General features: G+C 43.1%; 20 protein-coding genes. 16 read left to right on the top strand and 4 right to left on the bottom strand.

Features of this window, described 5'->3' with window-relative positions; genetic code table 11:
* Window positions 1-52: 52 nt before the first annotated feature.
* Window positions 53-1,279 carry a chromate transporter gene (locus tag AC3Y23_RS09695; RefSeq protein ID WP_379198105.1) on the bottom strand — a complete coding sequence of 409 codons (1,227 nt, stop codon included), beginning with the start codon at window positions 1,277-1,279 and terminating at the stop codon, window positions 53-55.
* Window positions 1,280-1,493: 214 nt separating this feature from the next.
* On the opposite strand from AC3Y23_RS09695, the gene AC3Y23_RS09700 reads away from it, so the two are divergent.
* The 3 genes from AC3Y23_RS09700 to AC3Y23_RS09710 all read left to right on the top strand — a co-directional run bounded on the left by AC3Y23_RS09700 (window position 1,494) and on the right by AC3Y23_RS09710 (window position 4,435).
* Window positions 1,494-1,979, top strand: coding sequence for a GNAT family N-acetyltransferase (locus AC3Y23_RS09700; RefSeq protein ID WP_379198107.1), 486 nt, complete (start codon window positions 1,494-1,496; stop codon window positions 1,977-1,979).
* 553 nt (window positions 1,980-2,532) lie between these two features.
* A complete protein-coding gene (locus AC3Y23_RS09705; protein ID WP_379198109.1) occupies window positions 2,533-3,171 on the top strand; it encodes a sugar O-acetyltransferase in 639 nt (212 codons plus the stop codon).
* A 46-nt stretch (window positions 3,172-3,217) separates the two neighbouring features.
* A complete protein-coding gene (locus AC3Y23_RS09710) occupies window positions 3,218-4,435 on the top strand; it encodes an MFS transporter (protein ID WP_379198111.1) in 1,218 nt (405 codons plus the stop codon).
* A 112-nt stretch (window positions 4,436-4,547) separates the two neighbouring features.
* Here AC3Y23_RS09710 and AC3Y23_RS09715 read toward each other — a convergent pair whose 3' ends face one another.
* Window positions 4,548-5,024: a GNAT family N-acetyltransferase gene (locus AC3Y23_RS09715; protein WP_379198113.1), complete on the bottom strand. Its 477-nt coding sequence runs from the start codon at window positions 5,022-5,024 to the stop codon at window positions 4,548-4,550.
* Window positions 5,025-5,155: 131 nt separating this feature from the next.
* Here AC3Y23_RS09715 and AC3Y23_RS09720 point away from each other — a divergent pair, with 131 nt between their 5' ends.
* Both AC3Y23_RS09720 and AC3Y23_RS09725 read left to right on the top strand, forming a co-directional pair.
* Window positions 5,156-5,596, top strand: coding sequence for a MarR family winged helix-turn-helix transcriptional regulator (locus AC3Y23_RS09720; protein ID WP_379198115.1), 441 nt, complete (start codon window positions 5,156-5,158; stop codon window positions 5,594-5,596).
* A 47-nt stretch (window positions 5,597-5,643) separates the two neighbouring features.
* On the top strand, window positions 5,644-6,426 hold the full coding sequence (locus tag AC3Y23_RS09725) for an SDR family NAD(P)-dependent oxidoreductase (protein ID WP_379198117.1): 783 nt from the start codon (window positions 5,644-5,646) through the stop codon (window positions 6,424-6,426).
* 105 nt (window positions 6,427-6,531) lie between these two features.
* On the opposite strand, the gene AC3Y23_RS09730 is transcribed toward AC3Y23_RS09725, so the two are convergent.
* A complete protein-coding gene (locus AC3Y23_RS09730; protein ID WP_379198119.1) occupies window positions 6,532-7,344 on the bottom strand; it encodes a class I SAM-dependent methyltransferase in 813 nt (270 codons plus the stop codon).
* A gap of 339 nt (window positions 7,345-7,683) precedes the next feature.
* On the opposite strand from AC3Y23_RS09730, the gene AC3Y23_RS09735 reads away from it, so the two are divergent.
* From AC3Y23_RS09735 to AC3Y23_RS09745, 3 genes are all read left to right on the top strand, one after another.
* Entirely contained in the window at window positions 7,684-8,049 is a 366-nt protein-coding gene (locus tag AC3Y23_RS09735) for a MarR family winged helix-turn-helix transcriptional regulator (protein ID WP_379198121.1), read from the top strand.
* Between the two features lie 16 nt (window positions 8,050-8,065).
* The gene (locus tag AC3Y23_RS09740; protein ID WP_379198123.1) at window positions 8,066-9,067 is read left to right on the top strand and encodes an LLM class flavin-dependent oxidoreductase; all 1,002 of its coding nucleotides are present in this window, start codon (window positions 8,066-8,068) and stop codon (window positions 9,065-9,067) included.
* A 123-nt stretch (window positions 9,068-9,190) separates the two neighbouring features.
* Window positions 9,191-9,286: a hypothetical protein gene (locus AC3Y23_RS09745; RefSeq protein ID WP_379198586.1), complete on the top strand. Its 96-nt coding sequence runs from the start codon at window positions 9,191-9,193 to the stop codon at window positions 9,284-9,286.
* A 92-nt stretch (window positions 9,287-9,378) separates the two neighbouring features.
* Here AC3Y23_RS09745 and AC3Y23_RS09750 read toward each other — a convergent pair whose 3' ends face one another.
* Entirely contained in the window at window positions 9,379-10,254 is an 876-nt protein-coding gene (locus AC3Y23_RS09750) for a LysR family transcriptional regulator (RefSeq protein WP_379198125.1), read from the bottom strand.
* A gap of 120 nt (window positions 10,255-10,374) precedes the next feature.
* On the opposite strand from AC3Y23_RS09750, the gene AC3Y23_RS09755 reads away from it, so the two are divergent.
* From AC3Y23_RS09755 to AC3Y23_RS09790, 8 genes are all read left to right on the top strand, one after another.
* Entirely contained in the window at window positions 10,375-11,865 is a 1,491-nt protein-coding gene (locus AC3Y23_RS09755; RefSeq protein WP_379198127.1) for a CoA transferase, read from the top strand.
* 34 nt (window positions 11,866-11,899) lie between these two features.
* Window positions 11,900-12,967 (top strand): NAD(P)H-dependent flavin oxidoreductase, encoded by a 1,068-nt coding sequence (locus tag AC3Y23_RS09760; protein ID WP_379198129.1) that lies wholly within the window; start codon window positions 11,900-11,902, stop codon window positions 12,965-12,967.
* 32 nt (window positions 12,968-12,999) lie between these two features.
* Complete coding sequence (locus AC3Y23_RS09765) at window positions 13,000-13,389, top strand: tautomerase family protein (RefSeq protein ID WP_379198131.1); 390 nt, start codon at window positions 13,000-13,002, stop codon at window positions 13,387-13,389.
* A gap of 32 nt (window positions 13,390-13,421) precedes the next feature.
* The gene (locus AC3Y23_RS09770) at window positions 13,422-14,432 is read left to right on the top strand and encodes an acrylyl-CoA reductase family protein (RefSeq protein WP_379198588.1); all 1,011 of its coding nucleotides are present in this window, start codon (window positions 13,422-13,424) and stop codon (window positions 14,430-14,432) included.
* Window positions 14,429-14,779 (top strand): iron-sulfur cluster biosynthesis family protein, encoded by a 351-nt coding sequence (locus tag AC3Y23_RS09775; protein ID WP_379198133.1) that lies wholly within the window; start codon window positions 14,429-14,431, stop codon window positions 14,777-14,779. The genes AC3Y23_RS09770 and AC3Y23_RS09775 overlap by 4 nt, the downstream gene beginning before the upstream one ends.
* A gap of 438 nt (window positions 14,780-15,217) precedes the next feature.
* Window positions 15,218-16,018, top strand: a complete 801-nt coding sequence (locus AC3Y23_RS09780) for a GNAT family N-acetyltransferase (protein WP_379198135.1) — start codon at window positions 15,218-15,220, stop codon at window positions 16,016-16,018.
* 46 nt (window positions 16,019-16,064) lie between these two features.
* Window positions 16,065-18,476: an excinuclease ABC subunit UvrA gene (locus tag AC3Y23_RS09785; protein ID WP_379198137.1), complete on the top strand. Its 2,412-nt coding sequence runs from the start codon at window positions 16,065-16,067 to the stop codon at window positions 18,474-18,476.
* Window positions 18,476-19,411 carry a serine hydrolase domain-containing protein gene (locus AC3Y23_RS09790; RefSeq protein ID WP_379198139.1) on the top strand — a complete coding sequence of 312 codons (936 nt, stop codon included), beginning with the start codon at window positions 18,476-18,478 and terminating at the stop codon, window positions 19,409-19,411. Before AC3Y23_RS09785 ends, AC3Y23_RS09790 begins: the two co-directional genes overlap by 1 nt.
* The last annotated feature ends 110 nt before the right edge of the window (window positions 19,412-19,521 follow it).

Raw genomic sequence — 19,521 nt, forward strand, 5'->3', positions numbered from 1 at the left:
TATAACATATGACAAATACCTGCATGCTGTTAGAGCATCTATAAATCTTTTCTTAGGAAAAAACAGAGATCAAGGAACCACCGGCTGCCGATAACAACACGATCACCCAAGGGGGAAGCTTCCATAACATAAGTAAACCGAACGCTGCGATAGCAAGACAAAAGTCGTAAGGCGTTTGAATTGCCTTCATCCATACGGGATTAAATAGTGCAGCGAGCAAAATACCAACTACTGCGGCGTTAATCCCTTTAAGGCATGATTGAAAGTTCGGACGTCGGCGAATCGTATCCCAGAACGGTAATGCACCAGTAATCAACAGAAAGGACGGGAGAAACATCGCGATTAGAGCGATCAAAGCGCCGATCCATCCGTTCATAACGGTACCTAAATAAGCAGAGAAGGTAAATAAAGGCCCCGGTACAGCTTGGGCTGCACCATAACCGGCAAGAAATTGGGAATCCGTTAACCAGCCGGAAGACACTACTTCAGCTTGAAGCATTGGAAGCACAACATGGCCGCCACCAAAGACAAGCGAACCAACACGATAAAAGCTGTCAAACACAGCCAGCCAATGGGAAGAAACCACTGTTCGCAATAGCGGTAGTCCGATCAACAATCCGAAGAACAGAACCCAAGCACCAACCGCTGTACGGCGGCTAACGGATATACGAATATCAGGCGTTTCCGGAATTTCAGATTTTTTAAAATAAAATAAGCCAAATAGTCCAGCAGCGGCAATGAGTATCAATTGACCGTAAGCGAAAGGCCATAATAAGGTAAGGATAGCGGTTAAGATAGAGATCGTTCCCCGAGTACGATCAGGGGCGAGGCTTCGGGCCATCCCCCAAACAGCTTGTGCAACCACGGCGACAGCAACGATCATCAGCCCGTGAAGCCACCCGGCATTGCCTACATCGTAGTTGTTTAATGCCAATGCGAAGATCATTAATGCTAGTGCGGATGGCAAAGTAAATCCGATCCATGAAGCGATTCCGCCAAGCAGCCCGCCGCGCATCATACCGATAGAGATTCCGACTTGGCTGCTAGCCGGTCCCGGAAGGAACTGACACAAGGCGACCAGGTCGGCATAGCTTTTTTCATCGAGCCATTTCCTGCGTTTTACATATTCGTCGCGAAAATAACCTAAGTGGGCGATTGGACCGCCAAATGATGTTAAACCAAGTTTTGTGGATGCTGCAAGAATTTCAAGAATAGAACTTTTATGTTGCTCCTGGGTTTGTGTTTCAGTAAGCGATTTAGCATCCGTTTGGTTCGCCATCTTTTGTTCTCAACCTCTTTTAACAATTTATTAGTGATTACTAAAATCACCTAACTTAGCAGCTTGTTCTGGAACTGAATATATACATTTGATATACTAACCGAAAGCTTGTGTATGGAACTGTCAGATCCTAATAATGAGAGTATAACAAATTTAAAATAGAATGAGTTAGTGATTCTAAATCAGTTCTGATCGAAATGGGGATTTCAAAAAAATGATTTCATTACGGAATGTTCAACTTACGGATTTGGAGCATCTGCTTTTCATTGAAAATGAAGGTTTTTCCAAAGAAGAAGCGGCCACCAAAGAAGCTTTTGTGGAGAGAATTGGATTAATCGCTGACACTTTTATTGTAGCGGAACAAGAAGGGCAAATCATTGGTTATATTAATGGACCTATTATTAGTCAACCGTATATAACAGACGACCTTTTTACGAAAATAAAAGAAAATCCAAAGAAAGGAGGTTATCAAAGTGTTTTAGGATTGGTAGTATCCAAGCAGGCGAGAAATCAAGGGGTTGCGAAGTACTTAATTGATAAAATGGAGTATATTTCTTTAGAGAATGAACGATCAGGAATTACTTTAACGTGTAAAGAAGAACTTGTCCCTTTTTACGAGAAGTTAGGATTTGTGAACCACGGACTGTCTGAATCCAAGCATGGTGGGATAAGCTGGTACAACTTGCTGAAAGTCTTGTAGTAAAAAAGAATTGGAGAACTGGTTTGACACACTTAGCTTTTAGTTTGGGCAGTAAGGAAAAAGTCGATCTGTTAACCTGTCAACTGGCGGAGGCTGGATATAGAACGCTAAGGGGCCCCCGAACAGCAGGTGACGGTTACTACGAAAGTTGCTTCATTGGACTAGTGAATATCCAAATTGAACTTACGATTTAACTTAAGCCTCGGATAATATTTCCGAGGTTTTTATATTTCATCCTTGACAAAATGGTGGGGATCGAGCATATTAATACATAGTCTTTATAAAGTGTGTTTATTAAGTGGTTGAAGAATAAACCGATTCAGCTTCAGGCGTATTCACAATCATCAAGGGGGTAAAACTATGGTATACGTTATTTTATGTGCAATCATCTGGGGAGCTGCTTATGCATGTTTGTCCTTATCTAACGAGTCTGTAGAAGTAAAACCTATTCGCTCAATTAATGATTTGTTTGAATGATGTTTAATTGAACAAAAATTTAATATTCCCACTTGGGTTCGAAGATAAAACAAACCTATATCAAGGGGTTGTATAGATGACAGAAGAAGAGCGGATTTTTCGAGGCATGTTTTTTAGTCCTGGCCACCCTGAACTAAAAAAGATCAAACGGCGTGCTCACAACCTTAGCCAACAATATAGCAGTACGTTCGAGGAGCAGACTGAAGAACGTGAAGCCATCCTTCGGCAATTGGTTGCTCGTAAGGGAGAACACGGCTTTATGCAGGGTCCAATTTTTTTTCATTATGGAGTCCATACCGAGATCGGCGATCATTTCTTCGCCAATTATAACCTTACCGTGCAGGATGATGCCAAGGTTACGATCGGAAATCACACAATGTTTGGTCCCAATGTAACCATTGTCACCCCGAGTCACCCTTTCATTGCTGCAGAGCGTCAACAGATGATTGACCAGCATGGAGATATCAAATCCTTATGTTATGCAAAGCCCGTAACTATCGGAAACAATGTATGGCTCTCTGCCAATGTGACGGTTTGTGGAGGTGTAACCATTGGTGATGGATGCGTGATTGGTGCAGGGAGCGTTGTAACACGTGACATTCCAGAAAACTCATTTGCTGCAGGTGTTCCGTGCAAAGTGATTCGTTCTATTACCGAAGCAGATAGCATGCGTTATAAGCCCGAAATATTAGGGGATTGTCATATTCTTGAATGAAATCTGTAATCGGTGGGAATGCATGTGGTAATGAAGGAGAACTACTATGGATCATAAATTAACTATTAATCAAATTAGGTTATGGCGTCTTGCAATCTACGTTATTTTTGCATTGCCGGGTTTTGCAATATCCTCCTGGATTTCACGTACGCCAACAATTCGGGATGCATTAGGTGCTACTACATTACAAATGGGCTGGATTATTTTGGGCTTGTCGGTAGGCTCCTTTATAGGTTTGTTGTCTGCTAGCCATTTGGTTGCTCATAAAGGTGGACTCTTTATTATTGCATCAGGTTTGTTACTCAGTTGTATTGGAATATTCGTTGTAGGCATAGGCGGATCATGGTTGCCCAGTAGCATCACGGTGTTTCTGGGGTTAGCAATATACGGATTCGGGCATGGGATATGCGGCGTCGCCATGAACGTGGAAGGAACAGCTATTGAAAGAACTGTACAAAAATCCATTCTGACCAGCTTTCATGCTGCTTATAGCTTCGGGATGTTATTGGGTGCATTAGCCGGTGCCGGTGCAATTAAGCTGGGGATTTCAGTTCCAATTCACATGGGTTTTGCTATTGTAGTTATCATTGTTTGTGCTTTATATTCCTGGCGGAACATACCTGAAGGCACCGGGAAAGAGAACGGAGCTGATGTTACAGAAACGCCAATGAGTGCTAAGGAACGGATGGCCGTTTGGAAAGAGCGCCGAACCATTCTGATTGGAATTATCGTCCTTGGCATGGCTTTTGCTGAAGGTTCAGCAAATGATTGGATTCCACTTATAATGGTGGATGGGTATCATGTTACACCAGCTCTAGGCTCTATTGCTTACAGTCTATTTGTAGCGGCTATGACAATATTCCGTTTAACAGGCGATTTCTTGCTTAATCGGTTTGGTAGAGTTGCTATCCTGCGACTTTCATCCATTTCAGCAATTATTGGTCTACTCATTGTAATATTTGGCCAAAGCTATCATTTTGCTATTGTTGGCGTTGTGTTTTGGGGAATAGGCGCAGCATGTGGCTTCCCGGTAGGAATGTCTGCAGCTGGAGATGATCCACGCGGTGTAGCAGCAAGAGTGGGTGTAGTATCGACGCTCGGTTATCTAGCTTCACTCGCCGGACCACCTTTAATAGGAGTGATAGGGGAGTCTGTTGGTTTGCTTCGTGCGCTCATGATTATACTTATCGCGGTAACCATTGCCGGTTTACTGTCACAGGCAGCACGGCCCATTAGTGTGACAGGAAAAACTACGGGTCAATAAAATTAGTCGAATTTAATTTCCTTTCATAGGAAACAGCGGAAGTCTGGGATTCTTTTCTCTCAGGAATTCCGCTGTTTTTTTAATAATTCATTCAAATTTAGAGGTTAGCAGATTATTTCAAAGCTTTTATATACCACGCATTCATAGCAGAATGCTCAGAACCTGACAGTGGTTCAGGTAAAAGTGTAAACCCAAATTTCTCATATAGTTTGCATGCAGCTTTTAATTCATGCTGTGTTTCTAAATAGCACTTTGTGTAATGATCGGAGGCAAATAACAAAGCTGTCTCCATGAGTTTTGTGGCAAGTCCTAAACCTTGGGCTTTGGGGGTTAAGTAGAGCTTTTGCAATTCGCATACTTGTTCATGTTCGCTGAACGGTGCTATACCTATACCACCAACAACTTCGTTTTCCATTTCTACTACCCAGTAATTTGCGTGTTTAATATTATTATAATAATGATGAAGGTCGTTAAGTTGAGGGTCAAAGTAAGCTGTCCCAGGAATATCTAAGCCAAGCGATCGTAATGAATCTTGTATGATTTTTTTGATTTGTGCATTGTCTTCATCTTTAATTTCTCGAATATTCATATTTGATCTCCTTCATTTAAATGTTAATACAATGCAAGTAATTTATACTTAGAAAGTTGACTTAGTCCACGTTTAAAAGATATAATTATGTTAATGCTAAATGTGGACTATGTCAACTAAAGGAGCATGTGATGGATAAAAAAATGATTTATGAAATCAGAGAATTCAATCGATTTTATACAAAGATACTCGGTTTGTTCAATAATCATCTTTTAGATACGAATTATTCATTAACTGAAGCAAGAGTGCTATTGGAGATAAGTGCGAGGACTGATTGTATAGCGAATCAACTCGTGCAAGAACTTAATATTGATAGAAGCTATATGAGTAGAATTTTACGTAAATTAGAGAGGGAAGAATTAATAGAGAAAAAAAGCTCAACAACGGACAGTAGAAAAAGCTTTCTCTTGTTAACAAAAAAAGGTGAGGAAATATTAGGTGAAATTCATAGGCAGTCTGATAAACAAATTGATCAATTGTACAATGGACTGAGTGATAGTGAGGTTAATGAAATTCTTAATTCGATGATGAAAATAAAAGAAAAATTAGACAGTAAAATTAAACGCACATAAAGAGCTTTAAGTGGATGTTTATTTAGACAGATAGGGAGGAACTATAAATGGATTTAGGATTAAAGGATAAAGTTGCACTAATTACAGGCGGCAGCAAAGGAATTGGACTTGAGACAGCAGTAATCTTAGCAGCGGAAGGCGCAAAGGTGGCGATCGTTGCTCGTAACGTAGAGGCGCTTCAAGCTGCGGCCCAACATATTAAAGAAACTACAGGAGCAGATGCACTTGTCATCTCCGCAGATATTTCTGTAGAAGCAGAGGCCCGTGGTGCGGTAGAACAGACTGCACAGCATTTCGGTGGATTGGATATTTTGGTCAACAATGCCGGAAGATCTGCGGCGAAGCCGTTTGAAGAGACCAGTGCCGAAAGCTGGGCAACAGATTTGGATTTGAAATTGTTAGGACCCGTCCAAAGTTCAAAGGCAGCAGTTCCTCATATGCGTCGAAGAGGTGGCGGTGCCATTCTGAATGTGACAGCGATTCAGGGAAAGACGCCATCTGCGTCGTCTTTGCCGACATCAGTCAGCCGGGCTGCAGGACTTGCGCTTACGAAGGCCATGAGCAAGGACCTTGCCGGGGATAATATTCGTGTTAACGCCGTGTGTATCGGTCTGATTCGTAGTGATCAGATTGAGCGGATGTGGCAGGCTTCAGCACCAGAGCAAAGTTGGGAGGAGTTCGCGTCCAACCCGCGCCATGGTATTCCATTAAAGCGAATAGGTCAGACGGAAGAAGCAGCGAAAGTGATTGCTTTTCTGGTGTCGGGAGCTGCCTCCTACGTGACAGGAACTGCCGTGAATATAGACGGGGGTACATCAGCTGTATTGTGAGGAAGGCCGAGCTAGAATATATCAGAAGACAAGAACATAGTTTCAAAAGAACCCGCGCCCCGCGCGGGTTTTCTTTTACGCTTTTGTATTAAATTATTTATGTCCCTATCGTTTTTTCGCTTTGATTACAAACGTTACAGGGAGCATCTTTGCTTTTTTGGCAAAATCACTGCTTTCATCATGCGATTGCAAAATATCTTCATCGGATTCCTCAATCATTTCCTCTATGACAAATCCCGCTTTTGCCAGCGCATTCACATAGGTTGATAGTTTGCGATCCGATAAGGTTATTTCACCCTCACCAAGAGATACCGAATACCAAGATTCATCGAAATAACATTTTTTAAAAGCAAGCATATCATTTTCTGCAGCAACACATTTATGTATAGGGTGAGACCAGCTGAAAATAAACATACCGTCTTGTTTAAGATAAGAAGCAATCCGGCTAAAAGTACCCTCAAGATCAGTGGTCCAGCCTATGGCATAAACGGAATAAACAAAGTCAAAATAAGCCACGGGTATGCCACATTCTTCTTCCATAGGAGAACAGATAAACTCTGCTGAAAGACCGGAGGCCTCTAAATATTGCGCCGCCTTTTCGATTTGTCGTTCTGAGATATCTGTACCCCATAGCTCAGATGCTCCCCGTTCCCCCAGATAGTGTAAGGAATGTCCGCTTCCACAGCCGATCTCCAGCACTTTTTTCCCTGAAACATCACCGAAAAGCTGGAGTTTTTCTTCTGTGACAAATGCTCCATAGAGAGGGAGCGCGGTTGCTCCTATGACGTCATTTCCTTGTGTGTCCCAAAAAACACTGTTCGTTTTATGAATAGAATCCCTATCCATGTCAACCGAGATAGCGCTACCAACCTCACCAGCACCTATAATGTTTGTTCGATAAGCAGAATTGTTAGCCATGTCGATACCCTCCCAAATATAAATAAGATGAGACAAAATGTATGTCCCGACTTGCCCGTGATGCCAATAACACATATCGAACACGAACACCTGTGCTATTGATCCCAAAATAATGTACCACTTATCTATGTGAAAATCTACCCAAAATTATCCATTCGTACATTGTAGTCAGACTTAATCTGACCGTTCTTTCAATGTAGGGTTGCATTTCTAATATAGGTTAGCTATAATCCTTGATATATCAATTGATGTATCAATGATTAATGAGGTGATAATATCGTTAGGAAATGTTCTGACCGGGAAAAGGCGTTTTATCGCTTGCATGTATTGAATAAAGAAATGAACCAAGCCTTTAGCGCACAAGTTAACACGAGCTGCACCAAGCTCGAAATACTAGACTACATTCATGATCGTGGTGAGCTTAGCCAACCTGATTTGCAAGCGTTGATTGGTCTGGATGCTGCTGCCATTACAAGGCATTTACAGCAGCTGAAGCAGCAGGAATTGATTACAACGCGCAAGAGCGAAGCCGACAAGCGGATTACGCTGCTTTCACTGACCAAGCTGGGTGAAACAGAGCTGAAAGAGCTGTGGCAGCGCAGTGAGGAATTTTACCAGAAGATGACTGATGATTTTTCTGACGCCGAAATTCAGGCACTGACCGACTTTATTGAGCGTATATCACGCAATGTACACCAGAAATAAGGAGGTTTTACAACCTATGACAACCCGCAGCACACGTTTATCGATCCTTGATTTGGCGCCGGTAATAGAGGGCAAGACGCCTGCCGATTCTTTTCGCAATTCCGTTGATTTGGCACAGCATGCGGAGAAGTGGGGTTACCACCGCTATTGGCTGGCCGAGCATCACAATTCACTAGGTGTAGCCAGTTCGGCTACTTCATTGATTATTGGGCAGATCGCTGCCAATACAACCAAAATTCGCGTAGGTTCGGGAGGCATCATGCTGCCTAACCATGCTCCGCTGGCGATTGCTGAGCAATTTGGTACGCTGGAATCAATGTTCCCGGGACGTATAGATCTTGGACTCGGTCGCGCGACAGGTGCTGATTCTTCGGCCATACGCGCACTTAGCAGAGGCTTATCTATCAACAGTAACGATTTCCCCCTACAGCTGAATGAGCTTCGTTCCTATTTCAATCCAGCGCTTGGCGGCGCGGCACCTGGCGTCAGAGCCGTGCCCGGCGAAGGCTTGGATATTCCAATTATTTTGCTCGGCTCCAGTGACTTCAGCGCACAGCTAGCAGGTCAACTGGGCTTGCCGTTTGGGTTCGCGAGTCATTTTGCGCCCGACTATTTGCTGCAGGCACTGGAACTGTATCATCGGCAATTCCGTCCTTCCGCAGCACTGGAAAGCCCGTATGTCATTGTTGGTGTCAATGTGGTAGTCGCTGCTACGGATGAGGAAGCGGAGTGGCTGGCAACCTCGCAACAAATGCAATTTTTAAGCGTACTGCGCGGCAGGAACGGTCGCTTGCAGCCACCGACTGACAAGCTGGATGAAATGTGGAATGCGCAGGAAAAGGCGGTAGTCCAAGGCAGAATGCTTCGCTATTCCGCGGTTGGCAGTCCAGAAACGGTGCGGCGCAAGCTTGAGGCTATCGTTGAACAGACAAGAGCCGATGAGTTGATTGCAGCAGCCATGATTTATGACGATCAGGCAAGATTGCGCTCGTTTGAGCTGCTTGCAGACCTATTCTAACCAAGCTGTGAACAGGGGGGAAGGGAGAGTGGACATGGAGAATTTAATTAACAGGATTAATGAACTGTCCCGAAAAGCAAATCCAGCGGCTTGAACGAGCAAGAACTTGCTGAACGCGATGGCTTGCGAAAACAATACTTGGCAATTTTCAAAAGTAACTTCCGACAGGAGCTCAATCGGATCGAATTCGTCGACGATAACACAATCAAGCACTACTAGATAATTTGAAGGCCCATGGTGTTATACGCCATGGGCCTTTTCTATTTCCGTTAATAATCTTTGATGGTTCCTCATAATCCCAGTATCAAAGATCATACTTTTACATCCAAAAGACCTAACACCCTAATAAACTCCCGGAATGCGCTCGTCTTAGCAATATCTTTATGGTAAACGAACTTTGTTGACACCTTAGCGTATTCATTTGGCAATGCAAACTGTTTGATATTTTCATCCTGATTAAGATGTTCTGCAGCAGATTTGGTTAACAGAGAGATACCCAACCCTGCTTTAACACAACCGATCATTCCATCCAATGTGTTTAGTTCCATTAATTTTGATGTACCAATCCCCTTAGATTGTAACCACTTTTCAAATGTGTCCCTGTAAAAACACCCCGACTCAAATACGATCGTTGTTTGATTCTTAAGCTGGTCAGAATCTAGATCGGATAAAATGTTTTTCTTCGCAATGATGACCAGCTCTTCCTCAAAAACCTCTATTGCCATTAACTCCGAATGATTGACTTCCCCGGCAACAAAGGCTCCATCGATCTCACGATTCAATGCTGCTTTGATAAGGTCTTCTGTGGTTCCGGTTCGAAGAGATAACTCCACCTGAGGACACTCTTCGTGATACGTCGATAAAACATGGGGTAACCGTGTAGCAACAGTAGTCTCCATAGAACCGATAGATAATGTTCCGCTTGGGAATTCTGTGCTTTTCAATGTTTTTTCCGCTTCGTCCATCAATAGTAGAACTTGTTCGGCGTAAGACAAGAGGATCTTACCTGGAGAAGTCAGTGTGACACCATATCTGTGCCGATAAAACAGTTTATTTCCATAGAATTCTTCAAGTCGTTTCATTTTTGCCGTTACATTAGATTGAACAAATTTTAAGTTCTCAGCTGTTTTTGAAATATTACCTTCTTTAGCAACTTCTTTAAAGACACGCAGATCTTCGAGATTCATTTCTTTCTCTCCCTAATCAACCTAGATATTAAAAATAATGATGCCAAACAGCAAAAACCATCATTTTACTAGATATTATATCAGATTTATAATATTCCTAGGAAGCAATTAAACGAATAATTGCTAAAGGAAATAAATCATATTATATCCAAGGAGTGGACCCACATGAGTACAAAGGTAGGAAAAACAGATGCATTTGAGGAACTGATGGCCATTCGAGATGGGGGCAAACTTTCAGAGAAGGAAGTTACCTTCACCGGGGAAGATCCTTTGTTTGAAACTCCATTTCGTATCGGGGAAACAATAGCTGATGCATTAGCTGCGCGAGCTGTTGCCGCCAATGATTTATGGGAGCTTCGAACCGGCAGAAGACAAGCTATCGATATCAATGTGAGAGCTGCCGCGGCTACATGCCTCGGGGGAGAAGATATGACTCAACGTCGCAATGCCGATGGTCAGTATCAACCGATTTCCATATCGGATGATGTGGAGCACATGGTTGCGCTAACTCAGCCCTGGAAAACGGCGGATGGACGCTGGTTCGTACCACACTTCAACCTCCCACATCTTGAACGACGGGTACTGGATGTATTGAAATGTGAGCCTACACCGGAATCTGTTGCTAAAGCCGTAAGCCAGTGGAATGCTGACGATCTTGAAGAAGCTATAGCTGCCGCAAATGCCTGTGGAGGAATTGTTCGTACTCCAGAAGAGTGGCTTAAGCATCCTCACGGTGCATATCTGGCTACACGTCCTGTGGTCGAAATCACCAAAATCGCTGATGGGGAACCGGAACCACTTCCCAGCGATGGCTCTGAGCCGTTATCTGGACTTAGGGTGTTAGACTTAACCCGTATCTTGGCCGGTCCTACTGCGGGAATTGGAATGGCCGAGCATGGTGCGGATGTGCTAATGGTCACAGCTCCCGATCTACCACAAGTAGCAGGTTTCGTTCGGGATACAAGCCATGGGAAGCGCAGTTGTTTCCTAGACTTTACTAAAGCTGATGAAGCAGCGAGACTTAGAGAATTAGTACAAGAAGCTGATGTATTCATCGAAGGATATCGTCCTCATAGTCTTGAAGCTCACGGTTTTGGGGCTGAGGAACTTGCACAACTTCGTCCAGGCTTGGTGTATGTGACTGTGAATTGTTTTGGTTCTGGAGGACCTTTTGCTTCACGCGCTGGGTGGGATCAGGTGGCTCAAGCAGTGACTGGTGTCAGCTATACTCAAGGTAATGCAATAGAGGCTGGTCAGCCTAAGTTAACGCCCGTGTATCTGTGTGATTTTCTTACCGGTTTCCTCGGCACATTCGGTGCAATGGTTGCATTAGCACGTCGTGCCAAGGAAGGGGGATCCTACAGAGTGCAGGTCTCATTGAGTCAATCAGCAATGCTCATTCAGAGACAAGGATTATTGGAACACTTTACTGATGCCCCAGGACAATTGACTCCAGAAGAGTTTGAAGCGTATGCTGTATACGATAATAATACCTCCTACGGAGATTTAAAAAGCTTAGGACCCGTGATTCGAATGAGCGAGACTCCTCCTCAGTGGTCTAGAACTACTCCGGCGCTTGGTAGTGATAAAGCTGAATGGTTGCCGCGATAAAGAAATATTTCTCGATAACAGGAGGCGTTCATCAGTGTTTGAAACGGAGTTAACACGTACGCTTAAAATTAGGTATCCAATATTTCAAGCACCGATGGCAGGTGGTCCCACAACGCCTGAGTTAGTAGCAGCTGTTTCGAATGCTGGAGGCTTGGGCAATCTAGGAGCTGGATACTTAACGCCGGAACAGATCCGAAGTACGATCCACAAGATCAGAGAACGAACAGATAAGCCTTTCGGTGTAAATTTGTTTGTGCCTGAGCAACCGGAAGAATGTGAAGAAGCAGTCGTTCAAATGATGGATCAACTCAATAAATACCATGTCAGATATGGAATTACTCAAAATCCAGTGACCCCTAAGACTTTGGTATCGTTTGATGAGCAGGTGCAAGTATTGCTTGAAGAGAAGGTTCCGGTATTTAGCTTTACTTTTGGTATACCCGCACAAGATGTGATTCAAGCCATGAAGCAGCAGGGGACAGTCGTAATAGGCACTGCAACAACAGTTGAAGAAGCTAGACATTTAGAGCTCGCTGGTGTAAATGCAATCGTAGCTCAGGGATATGAAGCAGGAGGGCATCGCGGCACATTTTTAAAAAATGTCTCTGAATCCCTGATCGGTACCATGGCCCTTGTTCCACAGATTGTGGATTACGTGTCGGTTCCGGTCATCGCATCGGGGGGCATCATGGATGGTAGGGGACTTGTTGCAAGTCTCGCATTAGGGGCTGGAGCTGTACAGATGGGAACTGCATTTCTGGCGTGTCCAGAGAGCGGTGCTCATCATACGTACAAACAGAAGATCCTCTCATCCAATGAGGACTCCACTGAAATTACATGGGCATACTCGGGAAAAGCAGCAAGAGGGATTGTAACAAAGTTTATGAATGACATGCACCAATATTCCGGAACAATCCCTGCCTACCCCATTCAAAATGCATTAACGCGAGAACTTCGACAGGCAGCCGCAAAAGCGAATGACCCTGAGTATATGTCGCTGTGGGCAGGACAGGGTCTTAGGTTAGCCAGTAAGCAACCTGCAGAAACAATCGTCAAACAAATCATCGAGCAAGCAAGTATCGTACACAAGAACTTCCGCTAGTTAATGATTCAATTAAAAAGGAGATAACAACTATGCCGTTACTTCGTTTTGATCTTATTGAAGGGCGCGATAAAGCAGAACTGAAAAAGCTTTTAGATGTTGCTCATACTGTAGTCGTAGAGGTATTCGACGTTCCTGAGCGGGATCGGTACCAAATTGTTCATGAACACCCCGTAGAGCATATGATTATTGAAGATACGGGTCTAGGATTTAACCGTACAAATAATGTGGTTGTTCTATCCGTTGTAAGCAAAGCCCGACCAAATGAGAAGAAACAAAATTTCTATTTCTTACTTTCCAAACGGCTAGAAGCTGAATGTGGTATCGCTCCAAGTGATTTGATGATAAATATCGTAGAAAATACAAGTGCGGATTGGAGTTTTGGTCTGGGCGAGGCACAATTTTTAACCGGTAAGTTGTGAGGTGGAAGTATAAAGGAGACGATTTCATGGGAATGGGAAAGACATTTCAAGCTTTAGTCGTCGATAACAACGACACTTTCTCCGTCGGTATCAAAAATGTCTCGTTCGAGCAATTGCCGGCGGGAGGTGTGCTGATTAAAGTAGCATATTCCAGCGTAAATTATAAAGACGGTTTAGCAAGTATTCCGGATGGGAAGATTGTCAGGTCGTATCCTTTTATCCCAGGCATTGATTTGTCTGGTTATGTAGTTTCCTCCGCTGACCCTAGATTTCATAAGGGTCAGCGGGTGTTGGTCACTGGTTATGGATTAGGGGTATCACACTACGGCGGATTTAGTGAATATGCGCGTGTTCCAAGTGATTGGGTTGTGCCGCTTCCAGCCGGATTGACCTTAAAAGAAGCTATGATCTACGGTACGGCTGGGTTTACTGCGGCTTTATCCATCATGCGCTTGGAAGATAACGGAGTGTCTCCAGAGAGAGGTAAGATTTTGATTACAGGAGCAACTGGTGGTGTTGGCAGTGCAGCTGTATCCATGCTGAATAAGAAAGGCTATGAAGTTGTTGCTAGCACAGGAAAGCTGGATGCTATAGAATACTTGAAGTCACTCGGAGCAAGTGAGGTTATTTCTCGCGAGGATGTTTTGGAGAACAGCGGTAAGCCGCTCAATACACAGGTATGGCAAGCCGCAGTTGACTCTGTCGGTGGTCATATGCTCGCTGCCATTCTGAGCAAAAGCACGTATGGAGGTTCTGTTGCTGTTAGCGGCTTGACGGGAGGAACAGAGGTGCCGACAACCGTGTTGCCGTTCATTTTACGGAGAGTCAATCTATTAGGTATCGATTCTGTTTATTGCTCTGCAGAGCGGAGAGTTAATCTGTGGAAACTTATGGCGCAAGATTTAAAGCCGGAACAATTGGAAGCGATGGTGGATCGTGAGGTCACTCTGCAGGAACTGCCTGAAGCGCTCTCTGATATTTTGAAATCTAATACTTGTGGCCGCATTCTGGTACGTGTGTCTCAAGAGGAGGCCAGAATATGATCATTCTAATAGATGCTTACACGGAAGAGAAACTAACGGAAAGTCTGGCAGGACATCCCGGTTTTTTTAAGCTTTTTTATGATACCGAAAATTGCGGATGCAACGGGGTGTTGGCCATCGATATTCTTGAGCAACCGCTTGACACTGACATTACGGTTACGGTAAAAAACTTCACATTTCTGATCGACAGGCAGCAGGAAAGCTTGTTCGACAATGTACTGAAGCTAGAAGCAGACCCGACATACCCGTCATTCAAGGTGACCAGTGATTCGGCATTATACAGTACCAATGTCAGAATTAGAGACGTTAGGGACATCGCTAATAGGGAGTCACTTAGAGTTAGATGAACACTGGAGTATGTGTAATAAGACAAGAACAAATACACTTAATAGCCGCGTACTTGCGGCTTTTTGTGTTTTGTCTTCAAATGATTGTTTTGTATACCGCAAACATTTATGGGGTTAGATTTAAAGCGGCATGTAGCTGGCTATGGTGATATGAAGATGATGAAGCGCGTGCTATTGGAAAAGTTAGGTAGAGTACTGGCGCACCCAAAGAATTTTGGCATCCAACAAGTATTAGAGACTATAAAGAAGTACATGGTACAGTTAATCTAATAGAAGAAGCCTGTTCTCGATTGAGAGATGCTCTCCAGCGTGAAATCGCATAGTTCAGTTAAAACCATTTATTCAATTTTATTAAATTTTCTGTATGTTATTATTAAAATCAGCAATGCAAATTATGTTGTATGAAAATACAAACCAAAGATATAACAGGGGGATATTATGAGCGGAAATAACTTTCTGAATGATGTCGCTTTTGAAAAAATTAAAACAGAAATTTTAAATACTTATAATGTAAAGAACAATGTAACAAAACCAAAGGTGATTTTTAATGAAATTGATATAGCAAATGATAAAGAGCGAATGTACGATTCATTTTCTGATTCCTACATTCCACTGAAATATATTCAATTTGCAGACGGTGAAATTGTAATTTCAGTCATATCTGACTATATAGACTTCGCAAAAGGTTTTTATCGATTATTTTCTGAAAATCTCTTCAGTGAAGAAGCTTTTGATTACGTATTTGAATTTTTAAGTGTAGAAGTGAAAAGGTTTAAATTAGCCCCTTATACAGGGCATCAGGAAAAAGAAAAATATTTATCTATATTTGGATTAAGTGCAAAAGCTAATATTACATCCTCGAACATTCAAAATTCAACGATTCCGTTCAATTCAGACACTTCAAATAAAAACATAACCCATTCATATGAAGAATTAATGCTAGATAGAGTTTATTACGGTACTTTACACGACAATAAAATTGTTTCAATTGTAGGCTGTAATAACGCACCCTCATTATCTCCTATTGTTGTGGACATTGGCCTTGAAACACATGAGGATTACAGACAAAAGGGCTACGCTCTTTCAAATGTTGCCGCAATGTCTAATTATTTAATCAGCAATGGACATGTCGTTAAATATTGTTGTAATAATAAGAATACAAATTCAATCAAAACAGCTATTTCGAGCGGGTTTAAAGTCGTTGCAAATGAAAAGACCTTTTGGTGTGTAAATCCGTGATGATTAAGCTAGCTTTAATCAATTAGTTTGAAGAAAGGGGAAGTTTATGAATCCCATTTGTATTCGTGGTGCAAAGCTACATAATTTAAAATCTCTCTCTATAGATATTCCAAAGGGAAAGTTTGTCGTCATCACTGGCGTAAGTGGTTCAGGGAAGTCAACGCTGGCGTTTGATCTCATATATCAGGAAGGTAAGCGCAGGTACGAGCGTGCAGTTGGTTCATCTTATTTTACAGAAGAGGATAGTTTCGACGAAATAACGGGTTTAGTACCTACCGTGGCAGTAGAACAGAGAATCATTCGGCAGTCAAATCCTCGAAGTCTTGTAGGAACACGCACGCGATTACTTAGTCTGATGCAAATTGTATTTTCCTTGGCGGGAAATTACCGCTGTATTTGCGGTGGTGAGACGGATGAACAAAGGCTCTGTCATGATTGTGGCCTGACGGTAGAGCCGTTACCAGCGGCATATTTTAATTTTAACTCCCCGCTTGGAATGTGTTTGAAATGTTTCGGCACAGGACAAGTATCCACCTTATCGGTAGAACAAGCAATAAGTGAGCGGAATTTCGATAGATCGTCGGTTTTGCGCGGCACACCTGGCAAGTTGAAAGATGGAGTGAAACGACTTGCGAAGGCTTACGAATTCGATCCAAATGGCTCTTACTACAACTTGTCTGATAAAGCCAAAGCCGCATATCTAAATGGAGATTTATCTGCAGGGTATGAGGGATTGATGCCTTTTTTACATCGGATCAGCATTGGGGCAGAGGGGGGCGTTTCTTCTGTTTGTCCTTCCTGTCACGGCTCTAGAATTGGGCAAGAGGCTCAAAATGTGACCATTGAGGGATTACATATAAGTGCATTAGCCGAGAAAACATTAAAGGAACAAGCGGATTTCTGGGACGATGTATCGGGTACTATACTCGAAATAGAACCGTCTCTTCAAGGCGTTCTTAAGCGAATTGTGATGCAAATCAATCATCTATGTGACGTGGGACTCTCCCATCTATCACTGTACCGGCGGATGCCGACTTTAAGCGGTGGTGAACTGCAGAGATTATTCCTCGCAGCACATCTAGAATCAGAGTTGGAAGGACTAATTTATATTTTCGATGAGCCTACCGTCGGATTACATGAAAGTGAGAAAAATCAGCTTATAAAGAGGTTGACAGAATTACAAACTCAAGGGAACAGTGTCATCGTCGTTGAACATGATCTTGGCGTTATTCGGTCAGCTGACTGGATCATTGAGATTGGACCTGGCGCTGGAGAGGAAGGGGGAAGCATTGTCTATCAGGGGAATTACGCAGGCTATCTGAATTGTACGGATTCACAAATTACCCCTTTTCTTAGTCGGGATAACGAAATGACATGTGCAGGATTTCAGAGGGAACGACAAGCTTTTACTTTCACGGATGCAGTACCAAGGCTGAAGATTAAAAACGCTACAACCCATAATTTAAAAGACATTGATGTATCCTTTCCCTTAGGGTTCATGGTAGGGGTAGCTGGAGTTTCAGGGAGCGGCAAAAGTTCTCTGATTGCCTCAACGCTAGCGCCATTGCTGACTAAATCTTTTGGTTCTGTTAGTGCTGATAATAATCAGGAAACAGATGCGGAAGATGAACAAGGGTTCGCAATAGAAGCTAAGTCCGCTGTGCTTGAAGGCACTAGTTTATTGAAAGGGGTATCATTCATTACTCAGTCGTCTATCGGACGATCAAAGACATCTACACCTGCCAGTTATATTGGGATTTGGGATAGAGTTCGAACCCTATTCGCTAATCAGAATGAAGCCAAAGAGCTGGGGCTAACCTCGGGGGATTTTTCTTTTAACTCAACTGGCGGATGCTCTGAATGTAATGGAGAAGGGACGATCAAGAAAGAAACCCGGGGATTTACATTTGTATGGCCGTGCCATGCTTGCAATGGAACTCGCTACTGTTCGGATGTGCTAGATATCACTGTTAGTGGAAAAAACATTGCAGATATATTAGAAATGTCTGTAACGGAGGCTGCGGATTTTTTTCGTAATGAGGCCGTTATTTCTGGACCACTTCAGGTACTGGAAAAGGTAGGCATGGGATATTTGAAGTTAGGCCAATCCTCTACGACCATTAGCGGCGGGGAAGCTCAACGGATTAAATTAGCCAAGGAGCTAGGACGCAGCCGTACAGGTGGGATACTATATATATTGGATGAACCAACAACCGGACTAAGTTGTGTGGACGTGGAGCGACTTATGGAAGTATTGAGAAACCTTGTTGATCTAGGCAATACGGTGCTAGTTGTTGAACACGACTTGTCCGTTTTGCGCAAATGCGATTGGCTCATTGAGATGGGACCTGGCGGTGGAGACGCAGGTGGGTTGGTCATTGCGGAAGGTACTCCCGAAACGCTTGCCTTACTACCGAATTCTATCATCGGTTCATATTTTAGAGGAGGTGGGGGTTAATGTCGTGGAATATCTTAACTCCTGACGAAGGAAGACTCGATGCCTCGAAATTGGCACTTGCGGATCGAGAGATATTCGCTAAATTCCCCAATGTCTTAAGTATGTTAATCGTGCGAGACGGATCTATTGTGTACGAGCGATATTATCGAAATATGGGCCCGGATGATGCGGTTCCAGTTATGTCGGTGAATAAAAGCATCTTATCAGCATTAATTGGAATCGCGCTTCAAAAAGGAATATTATCTAGCCTTGATCAGCCTGTGTTAGACTTTTTTCCGGAAATGGTTATTCAGGATATTGATCCAAACGTACTAATCTTGAATTTGAGGCATTTACTTACCATGAGTTCAGGGTTGTATTATCCACGTTTAGCAGGTGACTCCCAGCCAATATGGCAGAGAACGATACTTAGCCGTAATTGGATTGAATTTAGTCTGAAGTTACCTGTACGTGATGCAATGGGGATGCAAGTTAACTACAAAAATACAGATGCTCTTATACTAGCTGCTTGTTTGTGCCGGGCGACCGATGCTACAATAGGCGATTTGGCACAGGAGTGGTTATTTGAACCTCTTGGTTTAAACATTCATCAATGGGAAGCAGAAGATCCTCAAAGACTTGGCATTGGAGCTTTAAAAATGACTGCGCGGGATATGGCAACATTCGGCCAGCTTTATTTGCAGAAGGGGACATGGGAAGGGTATCAACTAATTCCTGAAGAATGGATAGTAACATCTACAAGCTCTCAACTGGGGAATTTCGGATTTTTGTGGTGGATTGAAAAGGACGGTTTTTCTGCTTCCGGCGCTGGTGGTTCATTGATCAGAGTAATTCCTGAGAAGCGAATTGTAGTCGTATTTCAAACCAAACATCTCAAGCGATTCAAGGACCCGCGAGATATTATAGATCGCTACGTAAGGGCCGCAGTATATTAGATAACAGCTGTATGCATTTTTGCTTTCATTTTTAATTCTTCTGTGTACGCTTGAGGTGTCTGTCCTTTTTTTATACAAAAACCCCCTCCAAGTTCACTTGTTTTCTCATG

This window comes from Paenibacillus sp. MAHUQ-45 (assembly GCF_058133325.1).